Genomic DNA, 22,216 nt, shown 5'->3' with positions numbered 1-22,216 from the left:
TTATGATTCATTTTTTCGGTTCTCAGGATTTAAAAATATACGCCGTTCAAACCCAGGAAAATCTTTCTCAGGAAGATGAAAAAAAGTTAACCTGGCTTTTTGGCGACCAACCTAAACTACAAGCGTCTATTATTGACGCTTTTTTTATTGGTCCGCGTGCCACAATGATAACTCCCTGGAGTACCAATGCGGTTGAGATTACCCAAAATATGGGCATTGAAGGTATTGTGCGCATTGAAGAATTTACCGCTTCCGCGAAAGATGACGATGGGTTTGACCCCATGCTTTCGCAGAAATATGCGAAACTCGATCAGGAAATTTTCTATATAAATATTGAGCCGGAAAAAATTCTGCATATAGAAGATATTCATGCCTATAATGAAAAGGAAGGACTTTCGCTTAACGCGGAAGAAGTTGCTTACTTAAATGCCGTTTCTGAACGAATAGGCAGAAAACTTACCGACTCTGAAGTTTTTGGTTTCAGTCAGGTGAATTCTGAACATTGCCGCCACAAGATTTTCAACGGGAAATTTATCATCGATGGGGAAGAAATGCCTTCTTCGCTCTTTAAGATGATCCGTAAAACTTCAGAAGAAAATCCCAATGAAATTGTTTCGGCTTATAAAGACAACGTAGCATTTGTTAGCGGACCAAAAGTCACTCAATTTGCCCCAAAGTCGGCGGATAAACCCGATTATTACGAAGAAAAAGAATTTGAAAGTGTGCTTTCGCTTAAAGCGGAAACCCACAACTTCCCCACCACAGTCGAACCTTTTAACGGCGCCGCTACCGGTGCAGGAGGAGAAATACGCGATCGTCTTGCAGGTGGGAAAGGTTCGTTGCCACTTGCCGGAACCGCAGTTTATATGACAGCTTATTCCCGATTAGAAGAAGAAAAACCATGGGAACAGGGAATGCCAGCCCGGAAATGGTTATATCAAACGCCAATTGATATTTTGATAAAAGCTTCAAACGGAGCTTCAGATTTTGGAAATAAATTTGGGCAACCACTTATCGCCGGTTCTGTTTTGACTTTTGAAAATGAAACCGACGGTCGCAGATTAGGTTACGACAAAGTGATCATGCAAGCCGGCGGAATAGGTTATGGCAAGAAAGACCAGGCTTTAAAAGACAGTCCCAAAACCGGGGATAAAATCGTCATTTTAGGTGGTGATAATTACCGCATCGGGATGGGTGGCGCTGCCGTTTCTTCGGCAGATACCGGCGCATTTAGTTCTGGTATAGAACTCAACGCGATACAGCGCTCAAATCCTGAAATGCAAAAACGCGCCGCAAATGCAATCCGGGGGATGGTAGAGAGCGATCATAATCCCATCGTTTCTATTCACGATCACGGTGCCGGAGGCCATTTAAATTGCCTTTCGGAACTCGTAGAAGAAACCGGCGGAAAAATAGATCTTGATAAACTGCCCGTGGGCGATCCTACCCTTTCGGCCAAAGAAATTATAGGGAACGAATCACAGGAACGCATGGGACTTGTGATTGACGATAAAAGTATAGCAACGCTTAAACGTATTGCAGATCGTGAGCGCTCGCCTATGTATGAAGTAGGTGACGTGACCGGCGATCATCGCTTTACGTTTAAATCGGCGAGCAGCGGTGATTCTCCTATGGATCTTGATCTGCACGATATGTTTGGGAGTTCGCCACAAACGGTAATGAACGACTCCAAAATCGATCGAAAATATGCTGATTTTGAGTATAATTTGGCCGATTTTCATGAGTATCTGGAAAACGTATTACGGCTTGAAGCTGTAGCCTGCAAAGACTGGCTAACCAATAAAGTTGACCGTTGCGTAGGCGGCCGCGTTGCCAAGCAACAATGTGCGGGAAGTCTTCAACTGCCGCTTAACAATTGCGGCGTGATGGCACTCGATTATAAAAGTACGCTGGGTATTGCGACTTCCATAGGCCACTCGCCCATCAGCGGACTTATAGATCCCGTTGCGGGAAGTAAAAACTCTATCGCCGAAGCTTTGACCAATATCATTTGGGCCCCACTTGAGAAAGGTTTGAAATCGGTTTCCCTTTCTGCAAACTGGATGTGGCCGTGTAACAATCCCGGGGAAGATGCGCGTCTATATGAAGCGGTTCAAGCGGTTTCAGAGTTTGCGATTGAGCTGGGAATCAACGTGCCTACCGGAAAAGATTCGCTTTCGATGAAACAAAAATATCCCGATGGTGAGGTAATCGCTCCGGGAACTGTGATAATTTCGGCGGCCGGAAATTGCAGCAATATCAATCAGGTGATAGAGCCCGTTCTACAAAAAGAAGAAGGTGCGATTTATTACATCAACTTTTCACAAGATGAATTTAAATTGGGCGGTTCCTCATTTGCGCAAACACTCGATAAAATAGGAACTTCGGCCCCAGGTATTAAAAACAATGCAGCTTTCGCGAAAGCGTTTGACACTATTCAAAAGTTGATTAAAGAAGATAAAATTGTTGCCGGGCACGATGTGGCTTCCGGTGGTTTGATCACTACGCTGCTTGAAACGTGTTTCGCAGAACCAGATTTGAGTGCTTCTTTTGACCTTTCCGCTTTTAGCGAAAAAGACCTGATCAAAATTCTATTTGCCGAAAATGCCGGAATAGTTTTTCAGGCAGCAGTCAATAGCAATGTGGAAGAATTTCTGAACCAAGAGCAAATAGAATTCTTTAAAATAGGAACCGTTACTTCAGGAGAAATTCTGGAAATCAAAAAAGACAGTATTGAGGTTGGTTTAAATATTCCATCGCTGCGTCAAAAGTGGTTTAGAACTTCCTATTTGCTGGATCAAAAACAAACTGCCAATAATCTGGCTACAGCTCGTTTTGAAAATTTCGCCCAGCAGGCTTTAAAATTCGATTTCCCCACTCATTTTACCGGTAAAAAACCTGCCTTAGAAGGTCTAAAATCGCGCCCAAAAGCTGCGATTTTACGCGAAAAAGGAAGTAATTCTGAACGTGAGATGGCAAACGCTATGTTCCTGGCTGGTTTTGATGTAAAAGACGTACACATGACCGATTTAATTTCAGGTAGGGAAACCCTAGAAGATATTCAGTTTATTGGTGCTGTGGGTGGTTTTTCAAATTCTGATGTGCTAGGTTCAGCCAAGGGTTGGGCAGGTGCTTTTCTGTATAATGAAAAAGCAAATACTGCTTTGAAAAATTTCTTTGCTCGTCCTGATACTCTTTCGGTTGGGATTTGTAATGGTTGTCAGCTTTTTGCAGAACTTGATTTACTTTATCCTGAACATGATGAAAAACCAAAAATGCTGCATAACGATTCGCACAAGCATGAAAGCGGTTTTACCAGTGTGACGATTGCAGAAAATGATTCAGTTATGCTATCTACTTTGGCAGGTGCGACTTTAGGCGTTTGGATCTCACATGGGGAAGGTAAATTCCACCTTCCGCTAAGCGAAGAAAATTACAAGATTGTCGCTAAATATGGTTTTGACAGTTATCCCGCAAACCCGAATAATTCGGCATACAACACAGCAATGATGAGTGATAAAACCGGGCGTCATCTGGTTACTATGCCACACATCGAGCGCTCAATTTTTCAATGGAACTGGGCAAATTATCCTAAAGGACGAAAGGATGAGGTAAGCCCCTGGCTGGAAGCTTTTGAAAATGCGAGAAAGTGGATTGAAGAGCAGGAGTAAAAAATAAGAATGTCAACAGATAACTTCCAATGTAATTTTGTAAATCAATTTAAAATAAATATTATTCACTAAAAGGTAGAGCTCTGGTTAAACCCTTAAATAGTCAAATCCTTTTTACCGAAGGAGCCTCTTAAAACAAAAACAAATTACCATAACCTTAGTCAATTAGGTTTAATTTTAATAAAATAATAGAATATAGCCTGCATTTTTTATAATTTGCGAACCAATTATAGCAACAGCGCATGGAAATTAAACGCCTCTTTGACTTCCCGTATCATCAATTAGAGAAGTACAATCTGGAAAAAGCCCTGGTTACCAAATATAATGGTACCTGGACAGCCACTTCTACTCAATCATACCTTGATCAGGCAAATGCCATAAGTCGCGGACTTTTAAAACTGGGGGTAAAACCTAATGATAAAATCGCCCTGATATCTACTAATAACCGCACAGAGTGGAATATTATGGATATTGGCATTATGCAGCTTGGTGCGCAAAATGTTCCTGTATATCCCACTATCTCTGAAGAAGAATATGAATATGTGCTTAATCATAGTGGTGCAATCTACTGTTTCGTCTCTGATGAAGATGTACTGAAAAAAGTCAATGCCATAAAAGGGAATCTTCCATTACTAAAAGATGTGTATTGTTTTAACGATATACCAGGTTGTACAAGCTGGGAAGAAGTAAAAAAATTAGGCGCAGACCTCTCAACACAGGAAGAAGTAGAAGCTCTTAAAGCTATTGTGAAAGAAGATGACCTTGCTACACTCATCTATACTTCTGGTACTACAGGGAGACCCAAGGGAGTTATGTTAAGCCATAAGAACCTGGTAAGTAATGTTCTAAACAGCTGTACCCGGTTTCCTATAGAATCAGGAGGTAAGGCGTTAAGTTTTTTACCGGTTTGTCATGTTTATGAACGCATGCTTATCTACTTGTATCAATATAGCGGAGTGTCGATCTATTTTGCAGAATCTTTAGATACAATAAGTGAAAACCTTAAAGAAGTAAAACCCGAGGTTATGACCGCCGTGCCACGTCTTCTTGAGAAAGTTTACGACAAGATCATAGCAAAAGGAACCGAACAAAAAGGCATTAAGAAAAAATTATTTTTCTGGGCAGTAGAACTAGGTTTGGCCTACGAGCCTTATGGTGCAAATGGCTGGTGGTATGAAAAGAAACTCGCTTTAGCGCGAAAATTAATATTCAGTAAATGGCAGGAAGCACTTGGCGGCAATTTAAAAGTTATCGCTTCAGGAAGTGCTGCTCTGCAACCCAGGCTAGCTCGTGTGTACAATGCGGCAAATATCGCTGTGATGGAAGGTTACGGCCTCACTGAAACCTCTCCGGTAATTTCAGTAAATGATATGCGTAATCACGGTTTTAAAATTGGTACAGTAGGAAAACCTATCCCCGAGACTGAAATTAAAATAGCTGAAGATGGTGAGATATTAGTTAAAGGTCCGCAGGTAATGCTTGGTTACTATAAAGACGACGAAAAGACAAACGAGGTTCTTGAGAATGGATATTTTCACACAGGTGACATAGGTGAAGTTGATAATGAAGGCTTTCTTCGCATAACAGACCGCAAAAAGGAAATGTTTAAAACCAGCGGGGGTAAATATGTAGCTCCACAACTTATAGAAAATACCATGAAACAATCCCGCTTTATAGAGCAGATCATGGTTATAGGCGAAGGGGAGAAAATGCCGGCAGCTTTTATTCAGCCTAATTTTGAATTTGTACAGGAATGGGCAAAACGCAAAAATCTTGATCTTGGTAAGTCTAATGATGAATTGATCAATAAGCAAGAAGTAAAAGATCGTATTCAGGAAGAAGTAGATCTTTACAACGAGCGCTTTGGCAGGTGGGAGCGCGTGAAGCGTTTTGAACTTACTCCTGATATTTGGAGCATAGATGAAGGTCACCTCACTCCTACTATGAAATTAAAGCGTAGGGTCGTAAAAGAGAAGTATCTTGACCTTTATAATAAAATATACGAACGCAATTAATTATTAAAACTCCTATTCAAGGAGTTTTTTTATGGAAATTATATAACCGTTTGCCAACTTTACGAAATCGTTATATTTTTCTAATTTTACTATGCATGCATAGTAAAATTTAGTACATTTACGACATATTGAACTTATGAAAGATATTACAATAGACTATGCCCTTCGTGCCACTTGGCAGGCGGTGACCAAAATGTATAATGAGGAAGCTTCAAAATTTGACAGTACTATGGCGACTGGCTTTGCGCTATTAAGCATTGATCCTGAAGAAGGTACACCTTCTACAGCATTAGGACCACGTATGGGAATGGAAGCTACAAGCCTTTCGCGAACGCTAAAATCTATGGAGGAAAGAGGTCTAATTGAAAGAAAACCCAACCCTGCAGATGGACGTGGAGTATTGATACATCTTACAGAATTTGGTAGAGAAAAACGTGATTACAGTAAAGATCGGGTTTTACGGTTTAATGAGTCTATAAGAGAGAATATCTCTGATGAAAAAATAAAAAACTTTTTTGAGGTCATTCATGTTATTAATGACCTTATACAGAATAAGAAAATCTATAATCAACAAGAAACGCCTATAAAATAATGAGTAAAAGAAGAATTAATAAAGTAGCCGTTATCGGGTCTGGTATTATGGGAAGTGGCATCGCATGTCATTTTGCAAATATTGGGGTTGAAGTATTGTTACTTGATATTGTCCCCAGAGAATTGACAGATAGGGAAAAAGCTAAAGGTTTAACTCTTGAAGATAAAGTTGTGCGTAACCGTCTGGTTAACGAGCATCTTCAAAATTCATTAAAATCTAAGCCTTCTCCTATTTATCATCAGGATTTTGCCAATCGCATCACAACTGGTAATATGGATGATGATTTGTCTAAAGTCTCTGAAGTAGATTGGATTATTGAGGTTGTTGTTGAAAGACTTGACATCAAAAAGCAGGTTTTTGAAAAACTTGATAATTTTCGCACCCCGGGAACTTTAATTACTTCTAATACCTCAGGTATTCCTATTCGCTTTATGAGCGAAGGACGCAGCGAAGATTTTCAAAAGCATTTCTGCGGAACTCACTTTTTTAACCCTGCAAGATATCTTGACCTTTTTGAAATAATCCCGGGACCAGAAACCTCTGAAGATGTTCTTGATTTCCTTAATGGTTACGGCGAAAAATTTCTTGGTAAAACCGCTGTCGTAGCTAAAGATACTCCGGCTTTTATAGGTAATCGCGTGGGTATTTTCAGCATAATGAGTCTTTTTCATTCTGTAAAAGAAATGGGAATGACCATTGAAGAAGTTGATAAACTTACGGGTCCGGTAATTGGCCGGCCTAAATCTGCAACCTTTCGTACAGTAGATGTTGTTGGCCTTGACACTCTGGTTCATGTTGCAAACGGTATTTATGAAAATTGTCAGGATGATGAACGCCACGAACTGTTCAAACTTCCCAGTTTTATAGATACAATGATGCAGAACAAATGGCTGGGAAGTAAATCTGGTCAGGGTTTTTACAAAAAAGTAAGAAAAGATGATGGCTCAAGCGAAATACTTTCTCTTGATCTTGATTCTATGGATTACAGAGCGAGTAAACGTGCTTCTTTCGCAACGCTCGAGCTTACAAAAACCATTGACAATGTAAAAGACCGTTTTAAAGTTCTGGTTAACGGAAAAGACAAAGCTGGTGAATTTTACAGAAAAAATTTCGCTTCGCTTTTCGCTTACGTTCAAAACAGAATTCCGGAAATAACAGACGAACTTTATAAAATTGATGACGCCATGCGCGCTGGTTTTGGCTGGGAACATGGTCCTTTTCAAATATGGGACGCACTGGGAGTTCAGAAAGGAATTGAGTTGATGAAGCAGGAAGGTTTTGAACCTGCCGAATGGGTAAATAAATTAGTTGAAGACGGAAATGATTCTTTTTATAAAGTAAAAGAAGGTGCTACCTGGTATTATGATATTCCGAAAGGTGATTTTATCAAAAAACCGGGGCAGGATTCATTTATAATCCTTGATAACATTCGTAAAACCAATGAGGTTTTTAAGAATAGTGGTGTTGTTGTAGAAGACCTTGGCGATGGAATTTTAAATGTAGAATTTCAGTCTAAAATGAATTCTATAGGTGGTGATGTTCTGGCAGGCCTTAATAAAGCAATTGATATCGCAGAAAAAGATTTTGATGGACTAGTGATAGGAAATCAGGGCAAAAACTTCTCTGTAGGGGCTAATATCGGGATGATATTCATGATGGCCGTTGAGCAGGAATATGACGAACTCAATATGGCTGTAAAATATTTTCAGGACAGCTGTATGAGATTGCGCTACTCCTCTATTCCCGTAGTTGTTGCTCCACATGGTATGACACTTGGTGGTGGTTGTGAGATGACTTTACACGCAGATAAAGTGGTAGCAGCGGCAGAAAGTTATATTGGTTTGGTAGAGTTTGGCGTAGGTGTGATTCCCGGCGGTGGTGGTTCTAAAGAAATGGCGCTACGGGCGTCAGACACTTTTGAGAAAAACGATGTTGAGCTTAACCGTTTACAAGAATATTTTCTTACGATAGGAATGGCAAAAGTGTCTACATCTGCTTATGAAGCTTATGATACAGGAATTTTAAAACACGGTAAAGATATAGTTGTGGTTAACAAAGATCGCCAGATCGCAGCAGCGAAAGCTACTGCTCGTTTTATGGCAGATCAGGGTTACACAATGCCTATCAAGAGAAAAGACGTAAAAGTACTTGGCAAACAGGCCTTGGGTATGTTTTTAGTAGGTACAGATTCTATGGAAGCCGGAAAATATATAAGCGATCATGATAAGAAAATCGCAAACAAACTGGCTTATGTGATGGCTGGAGGTGATCTTTCTGAGGCTTCTTATGTAACTGAGCAATATTTACTTGATCTGGAGCGTGAGGCTTTTCTAAGTCTTTGTGGAGAACGCAAAACCCTGGAACGTCTGGAGCACATGATCAAAAAAGGAAAGCCGTTGCGTAACTAAGCCCCACCTAACCTCCCCAGTAGGGAGGAAATAATGAAAAAAGAAATTAGATATAATTCATAACTCGCTCCCTCTCCTTTGGAGAGGGTTGGGGTGAGGAAAACACTAAAAAAATGAAAACAGCATATATAGTTAAAGCATATCGTACTGCAGTGGGCAAAGCGCCACGAGGAGTATTCAGATTTAAAAGACCTGATGAACTCGCGGCAGAAACTATTCAGTACATGCTTAAAGATCTACCCGATTTCGACAAAAAAAGAATCGACGATGTCATTGTAGGTAATGCGATGCCAGAAGCCGAACAAGGTTTAAATATGGGTCGGTTAATTTCCCTTATGGGACTTAAAATTGAAGACGTTCCCGGAGTGACTGTAAACAGATATTGTGCTTCTGGTATTGAGACAATCGCAATGGCTTCCGCCAAAATCCAGGCAGGAATGGCAGATTGTATAATCGCCGGCGGAGCAGAAAGTATGAGTTACATCCCAATGGGTGGTTACAAACCTGTACCTGATTACAAGATGGCCAAAGAAGGTCATGAAGATTATTATTGGGGAATGGGCTTAACTGCAGAAGCTGTAGCAAATCAATTTAATGTTTCTCGTGAAGATCAGGATGAGTTTGCTTACAATTCGCATCAAAAAGCATTAAAAGCTCAGGCTGAAAACCGTTTTCAAGACCAAATTGTGCCAATTAATGTAGAGCATACTTTTGTAAATGAAGCCGGTAAGAAAGTTACTGAAACTTATACGGTTAACAAAGACGAAGGACCAAGAAAAGATACAAGCCTGGAGGTTTTGGGCAAACTAAGGCCGGTTTTTGCAGATGGCGGAAGTGTCACTGCAGGTAACTCTTCGCAAATGAGTGATGGTGCAGCTTTTGTACTTATCATGAGCGAAGAAATGGTTAAAGAATTAAATCTTGAACCAATAGCGCGTCTTGTAAATTTTGCAGCTGTAGGTGTTGAGCCCAGAATTATGGGTATAGGACCCGTAAAAGCGATCCCAAAAGCATTAAAACAAGCCGGCTTAAAACAGGATGATATTGATCTTGTAGAACTTAATGAGGCCTTTGCTTCTCAATCTCTTGCCGTAATTAGAGAATTAGGTTTAAATCCGGATATCGTAAATGTAAACGGCGGTGCGATTGCACTTGGTCACCCTTTAGGTTGTACAGGTGGTAAACTTTCAGTTCAATTATTTGATGAAATGCGTAAGCGTGATATGAAAGGGAAATACGGTCTCGTAACAATGTGCGTAGGTACAGGTCAGGGTGCTGCAGGGGTTTATGAATTCCTGAATTAAAGCCCCTCTAACTCCCCCAAAGGGAGAGAAATAATATTGAAACTAATTAAACTCTGCTCCCTCTCCTTTGGAGAGGGCTGGGGTGAGGAAAAAATTAAAAATGAATAAATAATGGAAACAGCAGAAAAAAAAGACATCCTACGTGGAGGGCAGTTTTTAGTAAAAGAAACCGCTTGCGAAGATATATTCACTCCTGAAGATTTCAGTGAGGAGCAAGTAATGATGAAAGAATCGGTTAAGGAATTTGTAGACCGTGAGGTTGTTCCCAATAAACCGAGACTAGAGAAAAAAGATTACGCACTTACTGAAGAAATTATGCGTAAAGCCGGTGAACTTGGTTTTCTTGGTGTTGCGGTACCGGAAGAATATGACGGACTTGGGATGGGATTTGTTTCTACCATGCTTGTTTGTGATTATATTTCTGGTGCTACTGGTTCTATCGCTACGGCTTTTGGTGCTCATACAGGTATTGGTACTATGCCAATCACATTATATGGGACCGAAGAACAAAAGAAAAAATACGTTCCTAAATTGGCAAACGGTGAATGGTTTGGTGCTTATGCTTTAACTGAACCGGGAGCAGGATCTGATGCGAATAGTGGTAAAACTAAAGCTGTTCTTTCTGAAGATGGTACGCATTACCTAATCAGCGGACAGAAAATGTGGATTTCAAATGCTGGTTTTTGCAACATGTTCATCGTTTTTGCACGCATAGAGGACGATAAAAATATCACTGGTTTCATTGTAGAACAAGATCCTTCAAATGGGATTTCTCTAGGTGAAGAAGAACACAAATTAGGTATTCACGCCTCCTCTACCCGTCAGGTTTTCTTTAGTGAAACTAAAGTTCCGGTTGAGAATATGCTTGCAGGTCGCGGTGAAGGTTTTAAAATTGCGATGAATGCACTTAACGTGGGTCGTATTAAACTTGCTGCTGCTTGTCTTGACGCGCAAAGACGTGTTGTTGACCACTCGGTAAAATATGCAAATGAGCGCATTCAGTTTAAAACTCCTATTTCAAGTTTTGGAGCTATAAAATCTAAATTGGCCGAAATGGCAACTTCTGCTTATGCCGGTGAAAGTGCTAGTTACCGCGCTGCAAAAAATATAGAAGACCGCATTGCTCTGCGCATGAGCGATGGCAACTCACATAGTGAGGCAGAACTTAAAGGTGTTGAAGAATATGCTATAGAATGTTCTATTCTTAAAGTTGCGGCTTCAGAAGATATCCAAAACTGTTCTGATGAAGGTATTCAGATCTTTGGCGGAATGGGCTTTAGTGCAGACACTCCTATGGAAGCTGCATGGCGTGATGCGCGTATCTCACGTATTTATGAAGGTACAAATGAGATAAACCGAATGCTTGCTGTGGGTATGCTTATTAAAAAAGCGATGAAGGGTCATGTTGATCTTTTAGGCCCTGCTATGAAAGTAGCAGATGAATTAACAGGAATTCCTTCTTTTGAAACTCCTGACTTTTCTGAAGTTCTCTCTGAAGAAAAAACAATGATCGCCAAATTGAAAAAGGTTTTCCTTATGGTTGCCGGTGGTGCGATTCAGAAATTTGGTCCAGAATTAGAACAACATCAACAGTTACTTTTAGCAGCTTCAGATATCCTTATCGAGATCTATATGGCAGAAAGTACAATATTGAGAGCTGAGAAAAACGCTAAACGTTTTGGTGAGGAATCACAAAAAGAGCAAATCGCGATGGCTAAGTTATATTTATATCATGCCGTTGATACCATCACTATAAAAGGAAAAGAGGGTATTGTTTCTTTTGCCGAAGGTGATGAACAACGTATGATGCTTATGGGTCTAAAACGCTTTACGAAATATCAAAATCAGCCAAATGTGGTTGCTTTACGTAACCTTATCGCTGATAAAGTTATTGCTGAAAACACGTATCCTTTTTAGAAAGAAGAAAATAAGTTTTAAAATTTTTGACTGAAGGCCTGTAAATTCAAAACTTACAGGCCTTTTTTATACCTTTCGCTAAATAATTATGATGAGATTACTTTTTATATTTCTTTTTTCAGGATTAGCATTTTGCCAAAATACAGATACTGAAATTTACTTATTTGATCTTGTTCCAAAAAACGCCTCTTTTGAAGTAAAAAACGGACAAAACATATCAAATAACGCAGGTTATGACAACCAACCTTCTTTTTCTGATAATGAAACGATTTTTTTTTCGCGAACGCGAAATGAACAAACAGATATTGCCTCTTACTATCTGAATACCAAAACTATAGACTGGCTTACAAATACAACTGAAGGTAGCGAATATTCCCCACAGCATATTCCTGACAGTGAATATTTTGCAGCCGTGAGATTAGATACTTCCGGGTTGCAAAGACTTTACAGATATAAAACAAAAGCCGGTGAAACTACCGCGATAAATGACCTGAAAACAGGATGTTTTGCTTTCTATGATAATTCGCAATTTATAAGCGCTGTGCTTTCCGGGAGTAGTCTGGATCTATATTTATCTGACACAAATACAAAAAAGGACACGTTAATCATAACAAATATTGGCCGGTCACTGTACAAAGTGCCTCATACTAAATCGATGAGCTACACTGTAGTAAATGATGATCAAAACCTGGATTTGTATTTACTTGATATGGCGGGTGACCTTGAAAGTTTTTTTGTTTGTGAGCTGCCTATTGGTATACAGGATTATGTTTGGCTCAATGATAGCCAAATACTTCTGGGAAGCCGTAACCGCCTATACATTTATGACACGCTGGGAGTCACTGAGTGGAAAGAACTAGCCTCGCTAGAATCTTATGATCTTGACAATATTACACGCCTGGCAGTAAGCCCAGATGGTAAACACCTTGCTGTTGTAGCAGAACCCAACAGCAACAATGACAAGCAATAGATCACTTGTTACAGTTATCATCGTGGTCGCTCAATTTCTGGGCACCTCACTGTGGTTTGTAGGCAACATAAGCATACCACAAATACCTTTACCAGATTTAGCTAGTACAGCCGCTATAGGTGCAGCACTTTCGGCGGTGCAATTGGGTTTTATTGGCGGAACTTTGATTTTTGCCTTTCTAGCGCTGGCAGACCGCTTCTCCCCTTCTAAAGTATTTTTTGTGAGCGCAATTTGTGGAGCTCTGGCAAATGCGGCTTTGCTACTCCCTAAAATTAATATTGAGCTCATTCTCGCATCTCGTTTTATAACCGGTTTCTTTCTTGCTGGTATTTATCCTGTGGGCATGAAAATAGCTTCAGATTATTATGAAAAAGGACTTGGTAAAGTTTTAGGATATCTTGTAGGTGCTTTAGTGCTTGGTACCGCTTTGCCTCATTTTATCAACAGTTTAGGAGTAGACTTTAGTTACCGATTTTTAACGCTTACAACCAGTTTTCTGGCCATTTTAGGCGGATTTTTAATCCTGATTGTAGTTCCTGACGGTCCTTTTAGAAAAAGGCAGCAGAAAATAAAATTGAAAGCGATACCAGAATTATTTAAAGTTGAAGGCTTTAGAAAAGCAGCTTTTGGGTATTTTGGTCACATGTGGGAGTTGTACGCTTTTTGGGGCTTTTTACCTGTTTTTATTCAGTTTTATGCCGATTTTTCTAATATCGAAATCAATATTCCGCTTTGGTCATTTATGATTATTGCTACAGGAGCTGTATCCTGCGCTTTGGGCGGTCACATAAGTTTTTATAAAGGAAGTAAAGCGGTTGCTTTAATGAGTTTAATTATTTCAGGATTGTTATGTTTTTGCTCTCCTTTTTTGCTCCATTTGCCTAAAGTCATTTTCTTAATTTCACTTATAATTTGGGGAGCAGCTGTGGTAGCAGATAGTCCGCAATTTTCTACATTAGTCGCTCAAAATTCGCTGGCAGAATACAGAGGCACCGCACTAACATTTGTAAACTGTATAGGTTTTGGCATTACTATTTTTAGCATTCAGGCATTTACATTATGGTCACAGCACGTAGACCCACAATACATTTTTTTAATTCTGGGAGCAGGACCTATATTTGGAATACTAAGTCTATTATCTTCAAAAAAGAAAACATCAATACACAATGAATAAAACTGCTCTTCCCGTCTATTTTCTTTCGCTTTTGCTATTTGTAAGTTGCAAAACAGAATCTGAAGCTCAACAAACTTTCGTAGTAAAAAATGATCAACAGCTTCGCGAAATAAAACTTGCAACCATTGCACCAGAAATTGATGGAATTGCAGATGATCCCGCATGGAAAGATGCAGAATGGAATGCTATGGATGAACGATGGATTGGAGAAAAATTTAGCAAAACAGATTTTGAAGGCAGATATAAATTAACCTGGACGCCGGAAGGACTTTATATTCTTGCCGAAATTAAAGATGATATTTTAGATGACCGTCATACAGATCCTCTTGATAATTTCTGGAATGATGACTGCCTTGAAGTTTTTGTTGATGAAGATAACAGCGGTGGTGACCACCAGTATAATTACAACGCATTTGCTTACCACATAGCCCTTGACGGAAATGTGGTAGACACTTCGCCAGCAGGCACTGCCAGACTTTACAACAGCAATGTAGAATCTGAGCGAAAAACAAACGGTAACACAACTACATGGGAAGTTCTGGTAACCATTTTTGATGATACTTATAACGATGAAAAGCCTAATGATCCCATTGTTCTAAAACCCAACAAGAAAATGGGTTTCGCAATAGCGTACTGTGATAATGACAGCAGCCCGGAGAGAGAGAATTTTATTGGCTCTATACCTGTAGCGGGCAAAGACAAAAACAGAGGCTGGATAGATGCGGGAATATTTGGCACATTGCTCCTAACGGAATAAATGCATATTTACTAACGTTATAGTAAATTCATTACCAAAGTTTTAAATTTTATTAACGCCACCGTTGCACATGTTTGTTTAGCTTTAAAATTAATATCAAAAAGCTAACCTTATGTTTTCTTCAATTGATTCTAATCTTGCGCGTTACCTGATCATTGGTATCGTTATTTCTGCTTTAGTTTTTGGTTTTCTGTATTACTTACTTCAGCGTCTGGGTAAAAGCCCCAAGAATATTCTGCCGGTAAATATCGCTGCTCGCATACGCATACCCATGGCTTTGCTCATCCTGTCACTTTTTTTGAGAATAGGAAGAGTTGTAAATGGTATTAGTCGTTTTATAAATCGTGACGTGCTGGGCCATATAGCTACAATTCTATTAATAATTAGTATCACATGGTTGTGCATAATTGCGCTCAGTATTTTTAAAAGTCGTGTATTACAGAGTTATGACATGAAATCTGCAGATAATATGTCTGCCAGAAAGGTATACACACAATTTACAATCCTTGAACGTGTTATTGTATTTCTACTCGTTTTATTTGCTGTAGGTATCGCTTTAATGAGTTTTCCCAGTATACGATCAATTGGAGCAACTATGTTGGGTTCGGCAGGTATAGCCGGTATAATAATTGGTTTTGCGGCACAAAAAGCGCTAGGGACTTTATTAGCCGGTATACAGATCGCTATTACGCAACCTATACGTATTGACGATGTTGTTATTGTAGAAAATGAATGGGGCTGGATTGAAGAAATATTTCTCACCTACGTCGTAGTTAAGATATGGGATAAACGCCGTCTCGTCTTGCCCACCACCTATTTTATAGATAAGCCATTCCAGAACTGGACGCGCAACTCTTCAGATATTTTAGGAACTGTTTTTATTCATACAGATTACAATGTACCTTTTGATGCACTCCGTAAAGAATTAACTCGATTACTCGAAAGCACACCACTTTGGGACGGACTCGTAAATGTGCTTCAGGTTACAGATGCTCAAGCCACTACAGTTGAGAGCAGAGCGCTTATGAGTGCAAAAGATTCACCCACGGCCTGGGATTTAAGAGTTTTCATCAGAGAAAAAATGATTGATTTCATTAGAGAAAATTACCCGGAAAGCTTACCTCGCACTCGTGTAGAAATGCTTGATCATACAAACAAGCAAGGTAAAACAGATCGCTCTCATCCCGCAGAAGCTAAATTGATGAAAGACAATAAAAATAATCAATAACTTCAAATTTATAATAATACTGCAATTAATCCTCGATGTATTCTTCGGGGATTAATTATTTATTAACCTATTTTAGTTCTCTAAAAAGTGATTTTATTTAGTACGTATGTATAAACTAGATATTAGAACAGTAAATGTTGTTCAATATGTACACCCACTGCGAGAAGGTGGTTCACTACCTGCCATAGTGAGGGCAGATGATGATTTTCTGTATGTACTAAAATTTAGAGGCGCCGGTCAAGGTAAAAAAGCTTTGATAGCAGAGTTTATAGGTGGAGAGCTCGCTCGAGCAATTAAATTGAAAGTGCCTGAACTGGTTTTTATGAATCTTGATGATTCATTTAGTAAAACAGAGCCAGATGAAGAAATTCAGGATCTCCTAAAATTTAGTGTAGGTTTAAATCTGGGGTTACATTTTCTCTCTGGTGCAATTACTTTTGACCCTTTAGTAAGTACAGTAGATGCTATGACCGCCTCAAAAGTGGTACTGCTGGACAGCATCATAAGTAATATTGACAGAACAGCTAAGAACAGTAATTTATTACACTGGAATCATGAACTCTGGGTAATAGATAATGGTGCCAGTTTTTACTTTCATCATGACTGGAAAAACTGGGAAAATCACCTAACCAGAACTTTCCCTCTTATTAAAGACCATGTACTTTTACAAAAAGCGACTCATTTAGAAGAGGCATCAAAAGAAATTCAAAATTTTATTAGTGCCGAAATAATTAAAGAAATTATTCTCAATATACCAGAAGAGTGGTTGATAAGCGAATCTGACTCTATGACTCCTGAGGAGATGAGAGCAGCATACATTCAGTTTATAAATACAAGATTGTCTAAGATTGATTTATTAGTTAAAGAAGCTGAAGATGCAAGATAAGGTTACATTTGAATATGCAATAATTAGAATTGTACCTAAAGTAGAACGAGAAGAATTCTTTAATGTGGGTGTTATTCTTTTTTCTAAGCGAAAAAAATTTTTAGGTATTAAATACCATATCAATCCAGACAAATTACAAGTGTTTGCATGTGAAATTGAGTTAGATATTCTTAACAACTATTTAGATGCGTGGAAATTAATCTGCGATGGGGAACCATCTGGCGGAAAAATAGGAAAATTAGAATTATCTGATAGATTTAGATGGTTAACCGCTTGCAGAAGTACAATTATTCAAAGCTCTAAAACTCATCCCGGTGTTAGTGATAACCCACAAAAAACATTAGAAGATATATTTAAAAAACATGTCTTATAAATTGGAATTTTAGTGTTAGAAGGAAATTTAATACCACACCAACCATGAAAATAATCTCTACCAATATTGCTAAACCCACTACTTTCATTTGGAATGGCAAAGAAGAAACTACCGGTATTTTTAAAAAACCTACTGGCCAACCTATTTATTTGACCAAAAATGACGTTGTAAACGATGAGGTTTCAGATCGATTGCATCATGGCGGATTTTATAAAGCCTGCTATATATTTTCGGCAGAGCAATATCCTTATTGGGAAAGTCTTTATCCTGAATTAGACTGGTGCTGGGGAATGTTTGGTGAAAACCTCACCGTTGCAGATTTTGATGAAAATGATGTTTTCTTAGGTGATATTTACAAGGTAGGAGAAGCTACTGTGCAAGTCTCTCAGTACAGAGAACCCTGCTATAAGTTTGGTTATAAATTCGGATCTCAAAAAGTCATCAAACAATTTATAGAGCACGGTTTTGGCGGCACGTATTTAAGCATTATTGAAGAGGGCCACGTAGCCGTTAATGATAAGTTCACATTACTAGAACGTACGCAGCATAAATTATCTGTAGCTTCCTTATTTAAGCTGGTTTATGCCAAAGAAAAAGAACAGGAACTGGTGCAGATCGCAGCAAGCAGCAAAGCAATACCTCCTAAGAAAAGAACATTTTTTAGTTCATTTCTTCAATAAAACATTTCTCTATTAAGAGAATTTCTATAAATTAAAAATCCGGCTAATTTTGCCGGATTTTTAGGGTTAAAAACCTGTTTTTTCAATATAAAAATTGGCTTTTTTTATTGAAATATCGGTTGAAAATGCTCCGGAATTTTAGAATCTCTTGAGAAATTAATCGCAGTTTCTATAAGTGCCAAATGTGAATATGCTTGCGGGAAATTACCCAATAAGCGCTTCGTCTTAAAATCTATATCCTCACTAAACAAGCCCAGGTGATTGCTGTATGAAAGCAATTGATCAAAGTGTTTTATTGCTTTTTCCTTCTCACCTATTTTATATAAACTGTCTATATACCAGAATGAGCATATTGTAAACGATGATGTAGGCTGCCCAAAATCGTCATCATTTTTATAGCGATACATGAGACCGTCACGGCAGAGTTCACGCTCAGTTGCCTGCACGGTTGCAATAAAACGGGCGTCGTCTGCCTGTATAAATCCGTAAGATTCCATAAGCAATGTAGAAGCATCCATATCGTAAGAACCGTAGGATTGCGTATATGCCTGCAGATCATCATTCCATGCATTTTGATAAATATCAGCATAGATCTCAGATCGTACTTCCTTCCACTTTGCAATATTTCTGGTTCTCCCCAGCACCTCTCCTATTTTTATAGCTCTGTCTACTGCTACCCAACACAGAAGTTTTGAGAATGTAAAATGTTTGTCTTCTGTGCGTAACTCCCAAATACCTTTATCAGGTTCTTTCCAGTGCTCTTCCACAATATTAACAATGCCCCCTACTATAGTCCATAATTCTTCACTGTTCTCAAGAGAAGTTTCAAATTGTATAAATTGCTGAAAGATAACTTCCATCAAGATCCCGTAAATATCATTTTGCCGTTGTACATAGGCAGCATTACCTATACGTACCGGTGCAGAACCTTTGTAACCAGAAAGATGATCAAGCGTTTGCTCGGTTAGTTCTTTCTCCCCATTAATGCCATACATGATCTGCATTTTCTCATCTTTATCAGGTATAAGATCTATAATAAATTGTAGAAATTTTCTGGCAGATTTTGTGTGTCCCAGGCTTGATATTACACGTATCACCATAGAGGCATCGCGTACCCAGCAAAACCTGTAATCCCAATTACGCACCTCGCCTATAGTTTCTGGCAATGAGGTTGTAGCTGCTGCGAGTACAGCACCAGATTTTTCAAAAGTGAGTGCTTTTAAAGTTAATGCGCTTCTAATGATCTCATTTTGATACCTTGGATAGTTAGTTGTAAGATCACTCCAGTTCATCCAGTAAACCTTGGTACGTTGAAATTTAAGGTATGACCTGTCAAGCGTTTGCTTCATCAACTTTTCATGATATGAAATGAGAATAAACCCATTCTTCTTAAGCGTGATTTTTTTTCGCTTTAAAATATCATCATGATTAAAATCTGTATAGAAATATAAAGAATCATATTTTCCGGCCTTTGTATAACTTTCAAGATATTCACCCCTGTTCTTTGTGTAGGTTTCTTCTTTAGCATATTCAAGCTTGGGGTCGTATGCGATACTGAATTTTGGTTCACCCTTAATCAGGCGAAAAAACCGCACGATATCTGGCGGTGCATAAAAACTACCGTCTTTTTTTTCATAGCGCGGCATAAAATCAATGACTTGAAAAGAATCTGTACCATTGTCAAAAGTGGTACTTAAGATATTGGTTTCCCAGAGATATTCCTGACTTATTTCATAATCTTCACTTATTTCAAAACCAAGACTTCCGCCTTTATCATTGTCTAGTATTTTAGCGAAAACTGAAGCAGAATCAAAAATGGGTAAACAGCACCAGTCTATAGAACCTGATTTTGATATGAGGGCTGCGCTTTTACAGTTTCCTATTATTCCGTAATTTAAATTATCCATATGTATCTTAAAAGTTCTTTAATGCGGTAGCTAAACCGCCCATATTTTCCGAAATTTAAGCATTAAAAGAAAAACCAAGCCCAATTAACCTATTTATGAGCAAAACCATCATAATTTCAAACCGCCTTCCTTTACAATTAAAGATCGATAATAAGACTGTACAAGCCACTCCCAGTATAGGTGGTCTTGCCACCGGCATGAAATCTGTACACCGCGATGGCAATGGTGTCTGGATAGGATGGCCCGGCCTTACCGAAGAGGAAATACCATCTGATCTTATGGATGACGTCATTGATGAAACCATAAAAGAGCAATGTATTCCTGTTTTACTTACGGAAGATGATATAAATGGGTTTTACTATGGTTTCAGTAATCGTACAATTTGGCCGCTTTTTCATTATTTCATGGAGTTTACCGAATTTGAAAATGAAAGTTGGGAAAGCTATAAAGAGGTAAATGAAAAATATGCTGAGGTTGTGCTTGACAATATTGAAGATGGCGACACGGTCTGGATTCACGATTACCAGTTAATGTTACTACCACAGCTTATAAAAGCTAAAAGACCAGATGTATCTATAGGTTTCTTTCTACACATACCTTTCCCTTCGTATGAAGTATTTAGAACATTACCGTGGAGGGAAGAAATTTTAAAAGGCTTGTTAGGTGCAGATCTTATTGGTTTTCACACTTATGATTATGAACGTCACTTTTTAAGTTCAGTAAGGCGTATTTTAAGGCATGAGATCAACTTTAATGAGATCATTATTAAAGATCGCATTGTTACTGTTAATTCATTCCCCATGGGGATTGATTATAACAAATTTGCAGAAGCCGCTAAAAAACACGATCAGGAAAGTGGTCAATCAGAACTGCAACGCAGGCTAGATTTACACTTAGATTCTACGCCAGAAGCAAAAATGATACTGTCTATTGACAGACTTGATTACACAAAAGGTATTGCAAACAGATTACGGGCTTATGAGTATTTTTTAGAGAAATATCCAGAATTTAAAGAAAAAGTGAGACTGGTAATGCTTGCTGTTCCTTCGCGTTCTAATGTACCGCAGTACCAGCTTTTAAAGAAAGAAGTAGATGAATTAGTAGGACGCATAAACGGTAAATTTGCTTCTGTAAGCTGGACGCCTATTTGGTATTTTTACCGCTCTATGCCTTTTGAAAATCTCATCGATCTGTATACAACATGTGAAGTTGCCTTGCTCACACCTATTCGTGACGGGATGAATCTAGTTGCCAAAGAATACGTTGCTACAAGAACAGATAAAAGAGGTGTACTTATTTTGAGCGAAATGGCGGGTGCTGCACAAGAAATGAACGAGGCCTTAATCATCAACCCAAACAACTTTGAGCAAATTGCAGATGCGATGAAAACCGCGCTTGAAATGCCAGAAGCAGAACAGATAAAACGCAATACTTCTTTACAGAAACGTCTTAAAAGATACAATGTTGAGAAATGGGCAGATGATTTTATGAGCAGTTTAAATGAAACGCAGGAAAGAACAGCCCTTGTCAAAGCTAAACGCGTAAACAAAGAAGTGCAGGAAAAAATACTTTCAGCTTTCGCGGAATCTGAAAAACGCATACTTTTTCTCGATTATGATGGTACTTTAAGAGGTTTTGTAAGCAATCCTGAAGATGCAGAACCCGATGAGGAAATGATAAATCTCATAAAAACACTGCAAAATCAGCCCAATACTGAAGTGGTAATAATTAGCGGAAGAGATCGTCATACTTTAGGAACCTGGTGGCAGGAAGTGCCAATAACGCTTATAGCAGAGCATGGCGTCTGGAAAAGACTTACCGGCGGTGAATGGGAAATGACAGAGAATGTAAAAAAAGACTGGATGCCACAGGTACGCCCCATTCTGGAAAGTTTTGTAGACCGTACTCCGGGAACTTTTATAGAAGAGAAAAATTACTCTCTTGCTTTTCATTACAGACAGGCAGATCCTGAGTTAGGCGCTAAACGAGCTAATGATCTCTCTACTGTGATAAAAGAGTTGACGAGCACACATGAGTTAAGTGTTCTTGACGGTAATAAAGTTTTAGAAATTAAAACCAGCGGTGTAAATAAAGGTAAGGCGGTAACAAACCATATCTTCAAAAAAGACTATTCTTTCATTTTCTCAATTGGCGATGACTGGACAGACGAGTTTATGTTTCAGGATCTGCCAGAAGAAGCCTATACAGTTAAAGTAGGTTTACATAAAACCGCAGCTAAATTTTATGTTGACGATACAGATCATGTACGTGAACTTTTAAAAGAATTTGCAGCACGCGGATAATACGTACTAAATACTTACTTTTACTTTAAAC

15 protein-coding genes are annotated in these 22,216 nt (G+C 38.8%); 14 read left to right on the top strand and 1 reads right to left on the bottom strand.

Translation table 11 applies throughout. The features are described 5' to 3' along the window. Positions 1-2 precede the first annotated feature (2 nt). The 13 genes from purL (at position 3) to ACH3PA_RS13825 (ending at position 17,975) form a co-directional block, all read left to right on the top strand. Positions 3-3,671 (top strand): phosphoribosylformylglycinamidine synthase, encoded by a 3,669-nt coding sequence (purL, locus tag ACH3PA_RS13885; protein WP_416443157.1) that lies wholly within the window; start codon positions 3-5, stop codon positions 3,669-3,671. Positions 3,672-3,913: 242 nt separating this feature from the next. Beyond that, complete coding sequence (locus ACH3PA_RS13880) at positions 3,914-5,686, top strand: AMP-dependent synthetase/ligase (protein WP_416443159.1); 1,773 nt, start codon at positions 3,914-3,916, stop codon at positions 5,684-5,686. A gap of 136 nt (positions 5,687-5,822) precedes the next feature. Then, complete coding sequence (locus ACH3PA_RS13875; RefSeq protein WP_416443161.1) at positions 5,823-6,278, top strand: MarR family winged helix-turn-helix transcriptional regulator; 456 nt, start codon at positions 5,823-5,825, stop codon at positions 6,276-6,278. Beyond that, positions 6,278-8,686: a 3-hydroxyacyl-CoA dehydrogenase NAD-binding domain-containing protein gene (locus tag ACH3PA_RS13870; RefSeq protein WP_416443163.1), complete on the top strand. Its 2,409-nt coding sequence runs from the start codon at positions 6,278-6,280 to the stop codon at positions 8,684-8,686. The genes ACH3PA_RS13875 and ACH3PA_RS13870 overlap by 1 nt, the downstream gene beginning before the upstream one ends. A 113-nt stretch (positions 8,687-8,799) precedes the next feature. After that, entirely contained in the window at positions 8,800-9,990 is a 1,191-nt protein-coding gene (locus ACH3PA_RS13865; protein ID WP_416443165.1) for an acetyl-CoA C-acyltransferase, read from the top strand. A 111-nt stretch (positions 9,991-10,101) separates the two neighbouring features. Continuing rightward, positions 10,102-11,907, top strand: a complete 1,806-nt coding sequence (locus ACH3PA_RS13860) for an acyl-CoA dehydrogenase family protein (protein ID WP_416443167.1) — start codon at positions 10,102-10,104, stop codon at positions 11,905-11,907. An 88-nt stretch (positions 11,908-11,995) separates the two neighbouring features. After that, on the top strand, positions 11,996-12,877 hold the full coding sequence (locus ACH3PA_RS13855; protein WP_416443169.1) for a TolB family protein: 882 nt from the start codon (positions 11,996-11,998) through the stop codon (positions 12,875-12,877). Then, positions 12,864-14,051: an MFS transporter gene (locus tag ACH3PA_RS13850; RefSeq protein ID WP_416443171.1), complete on the top strand. Its 1,188-nt coding sequence runs from the start codon at positions 12,864-12,866 to the stop codon at positions 14,049-14,051. The genes ACH3PA_RS13855 and ACH3PA_RS13850 overlap by 14 nt, the downstream gene beginning before the upstream one ends. Next, entirely contained in the window at positions 14,044-14,808 is a 765-nt protein-coding gene (locus ACH3PA_RS13845; RefSeq protein ID WP_416443173.1) for a sugar-binding protein, read from the top strand. Before ACH3PA_RS13850 ends, ACH3PA_RS13845 begins: the two co-directional genes overlap by 8 nt. Before the next feature lie 112 nt (positions 14,809-14,920). Continuing rightward, positions 14,921-16,036 carry a mechanosensitive ion channel family protein gene (locus tag ACH3PA_RS13840; RefSeq protein ID WP_416443175.1) on the top strand — a complete coding sequence of 372 codons (1,116 nt, stop codon included), beginning with the start codon at positions 14,921-14,923 and terminating at the stop codon, positions 16,034-16,036. Between the two features lie 106 nt (positions 16,037-16,142). Further along, positions 16,143-16,922 (top strand): HipA family kinase, encoded by a 780-nt coding sequence (locus ACH3PA_RS13835; protein WP_416443177.1) that lies wholly within the window; start codon positions 16,143-16,145, stop codon positions 16,920-16,922. Beyond that, positions 16,912-17,295 carry a DUF3037 domain-containing protein gene (locus ACH3PA_RS13830; RefSeq protein ID WP_416443179.1) on the top strand — a complete coding sequence of 128 codons (384 nt, stop codon included), beginning with the start codon at positions 16,912-16,914 and terminating at the stop codon, positions 17,293-17,295. Before ACH3PA_RS13835 ends, ACH3PA_RS13830 begins: the two co-directional genes overlap by 11 nt. 44 nt (positions 17,296-17,339) lie before the next feature. Then, the gene (locus ACH3PA_RS13825) at positions 17,340-17,975 is read left to right on the top strand and encodes an MOSC domain-containing protein (protein WP_416443181.1); all 636 of its coding nucleotides are present in this window, start codon (positions 17,340-17,342) and stop codon (positions 17,973-17,975) included. 104 nt (positions 17,976-18,079) lie between these two features. Here ACH3PA_RS13825 and ACH3PA_RS13820 read toward each other — a convergent pair whose 3' ends face one another. Further along, entirely contained in the window at positions 18,080-19,882 is a 1,803-nt protein-coding gene (locus tag ACH3PA_RS13820) for a glycoside hydrolase family 15 protein (RefSeq protein WP_416443183.1), read from the bottom strand. A 95-nt stretch (positions 19,883-19,977) separates the two neighbouring features. Between ACH3PA_RS13820 and ACH3PA_RS13815 the strand changes: the two genes are divergently transcribed. Continuing rightward, positions 19,978-22,185, top strand: a complete 2,208-nt coding sequence (locus ACH3PA_RS13815) for a bifunctional alpha,alpha-trehalose-phosphate synthase (UDP-forming)/trehalose-phosphatase (protein ID WP_416443185.1) — start codon at positions 19,978-19,980, stop codon at positions 22,183-22,185. Positions 22,186-22,216 lie beyond the last annotated feature (31 nt).

Source organism: Leeuwenhoekiella sp. A2, assembly GCF_047946655.1.
In the GTDB taxonomy this organism is placed as follows: Bacteria; Bacteroidota; Bacteroidia; order Flavobacteriales; family Flavobacteriaceae; genus Leeuwenhoekiella.
This window is presented reverse-complemented; position numbering and strand designations above follow the sequence as displayed.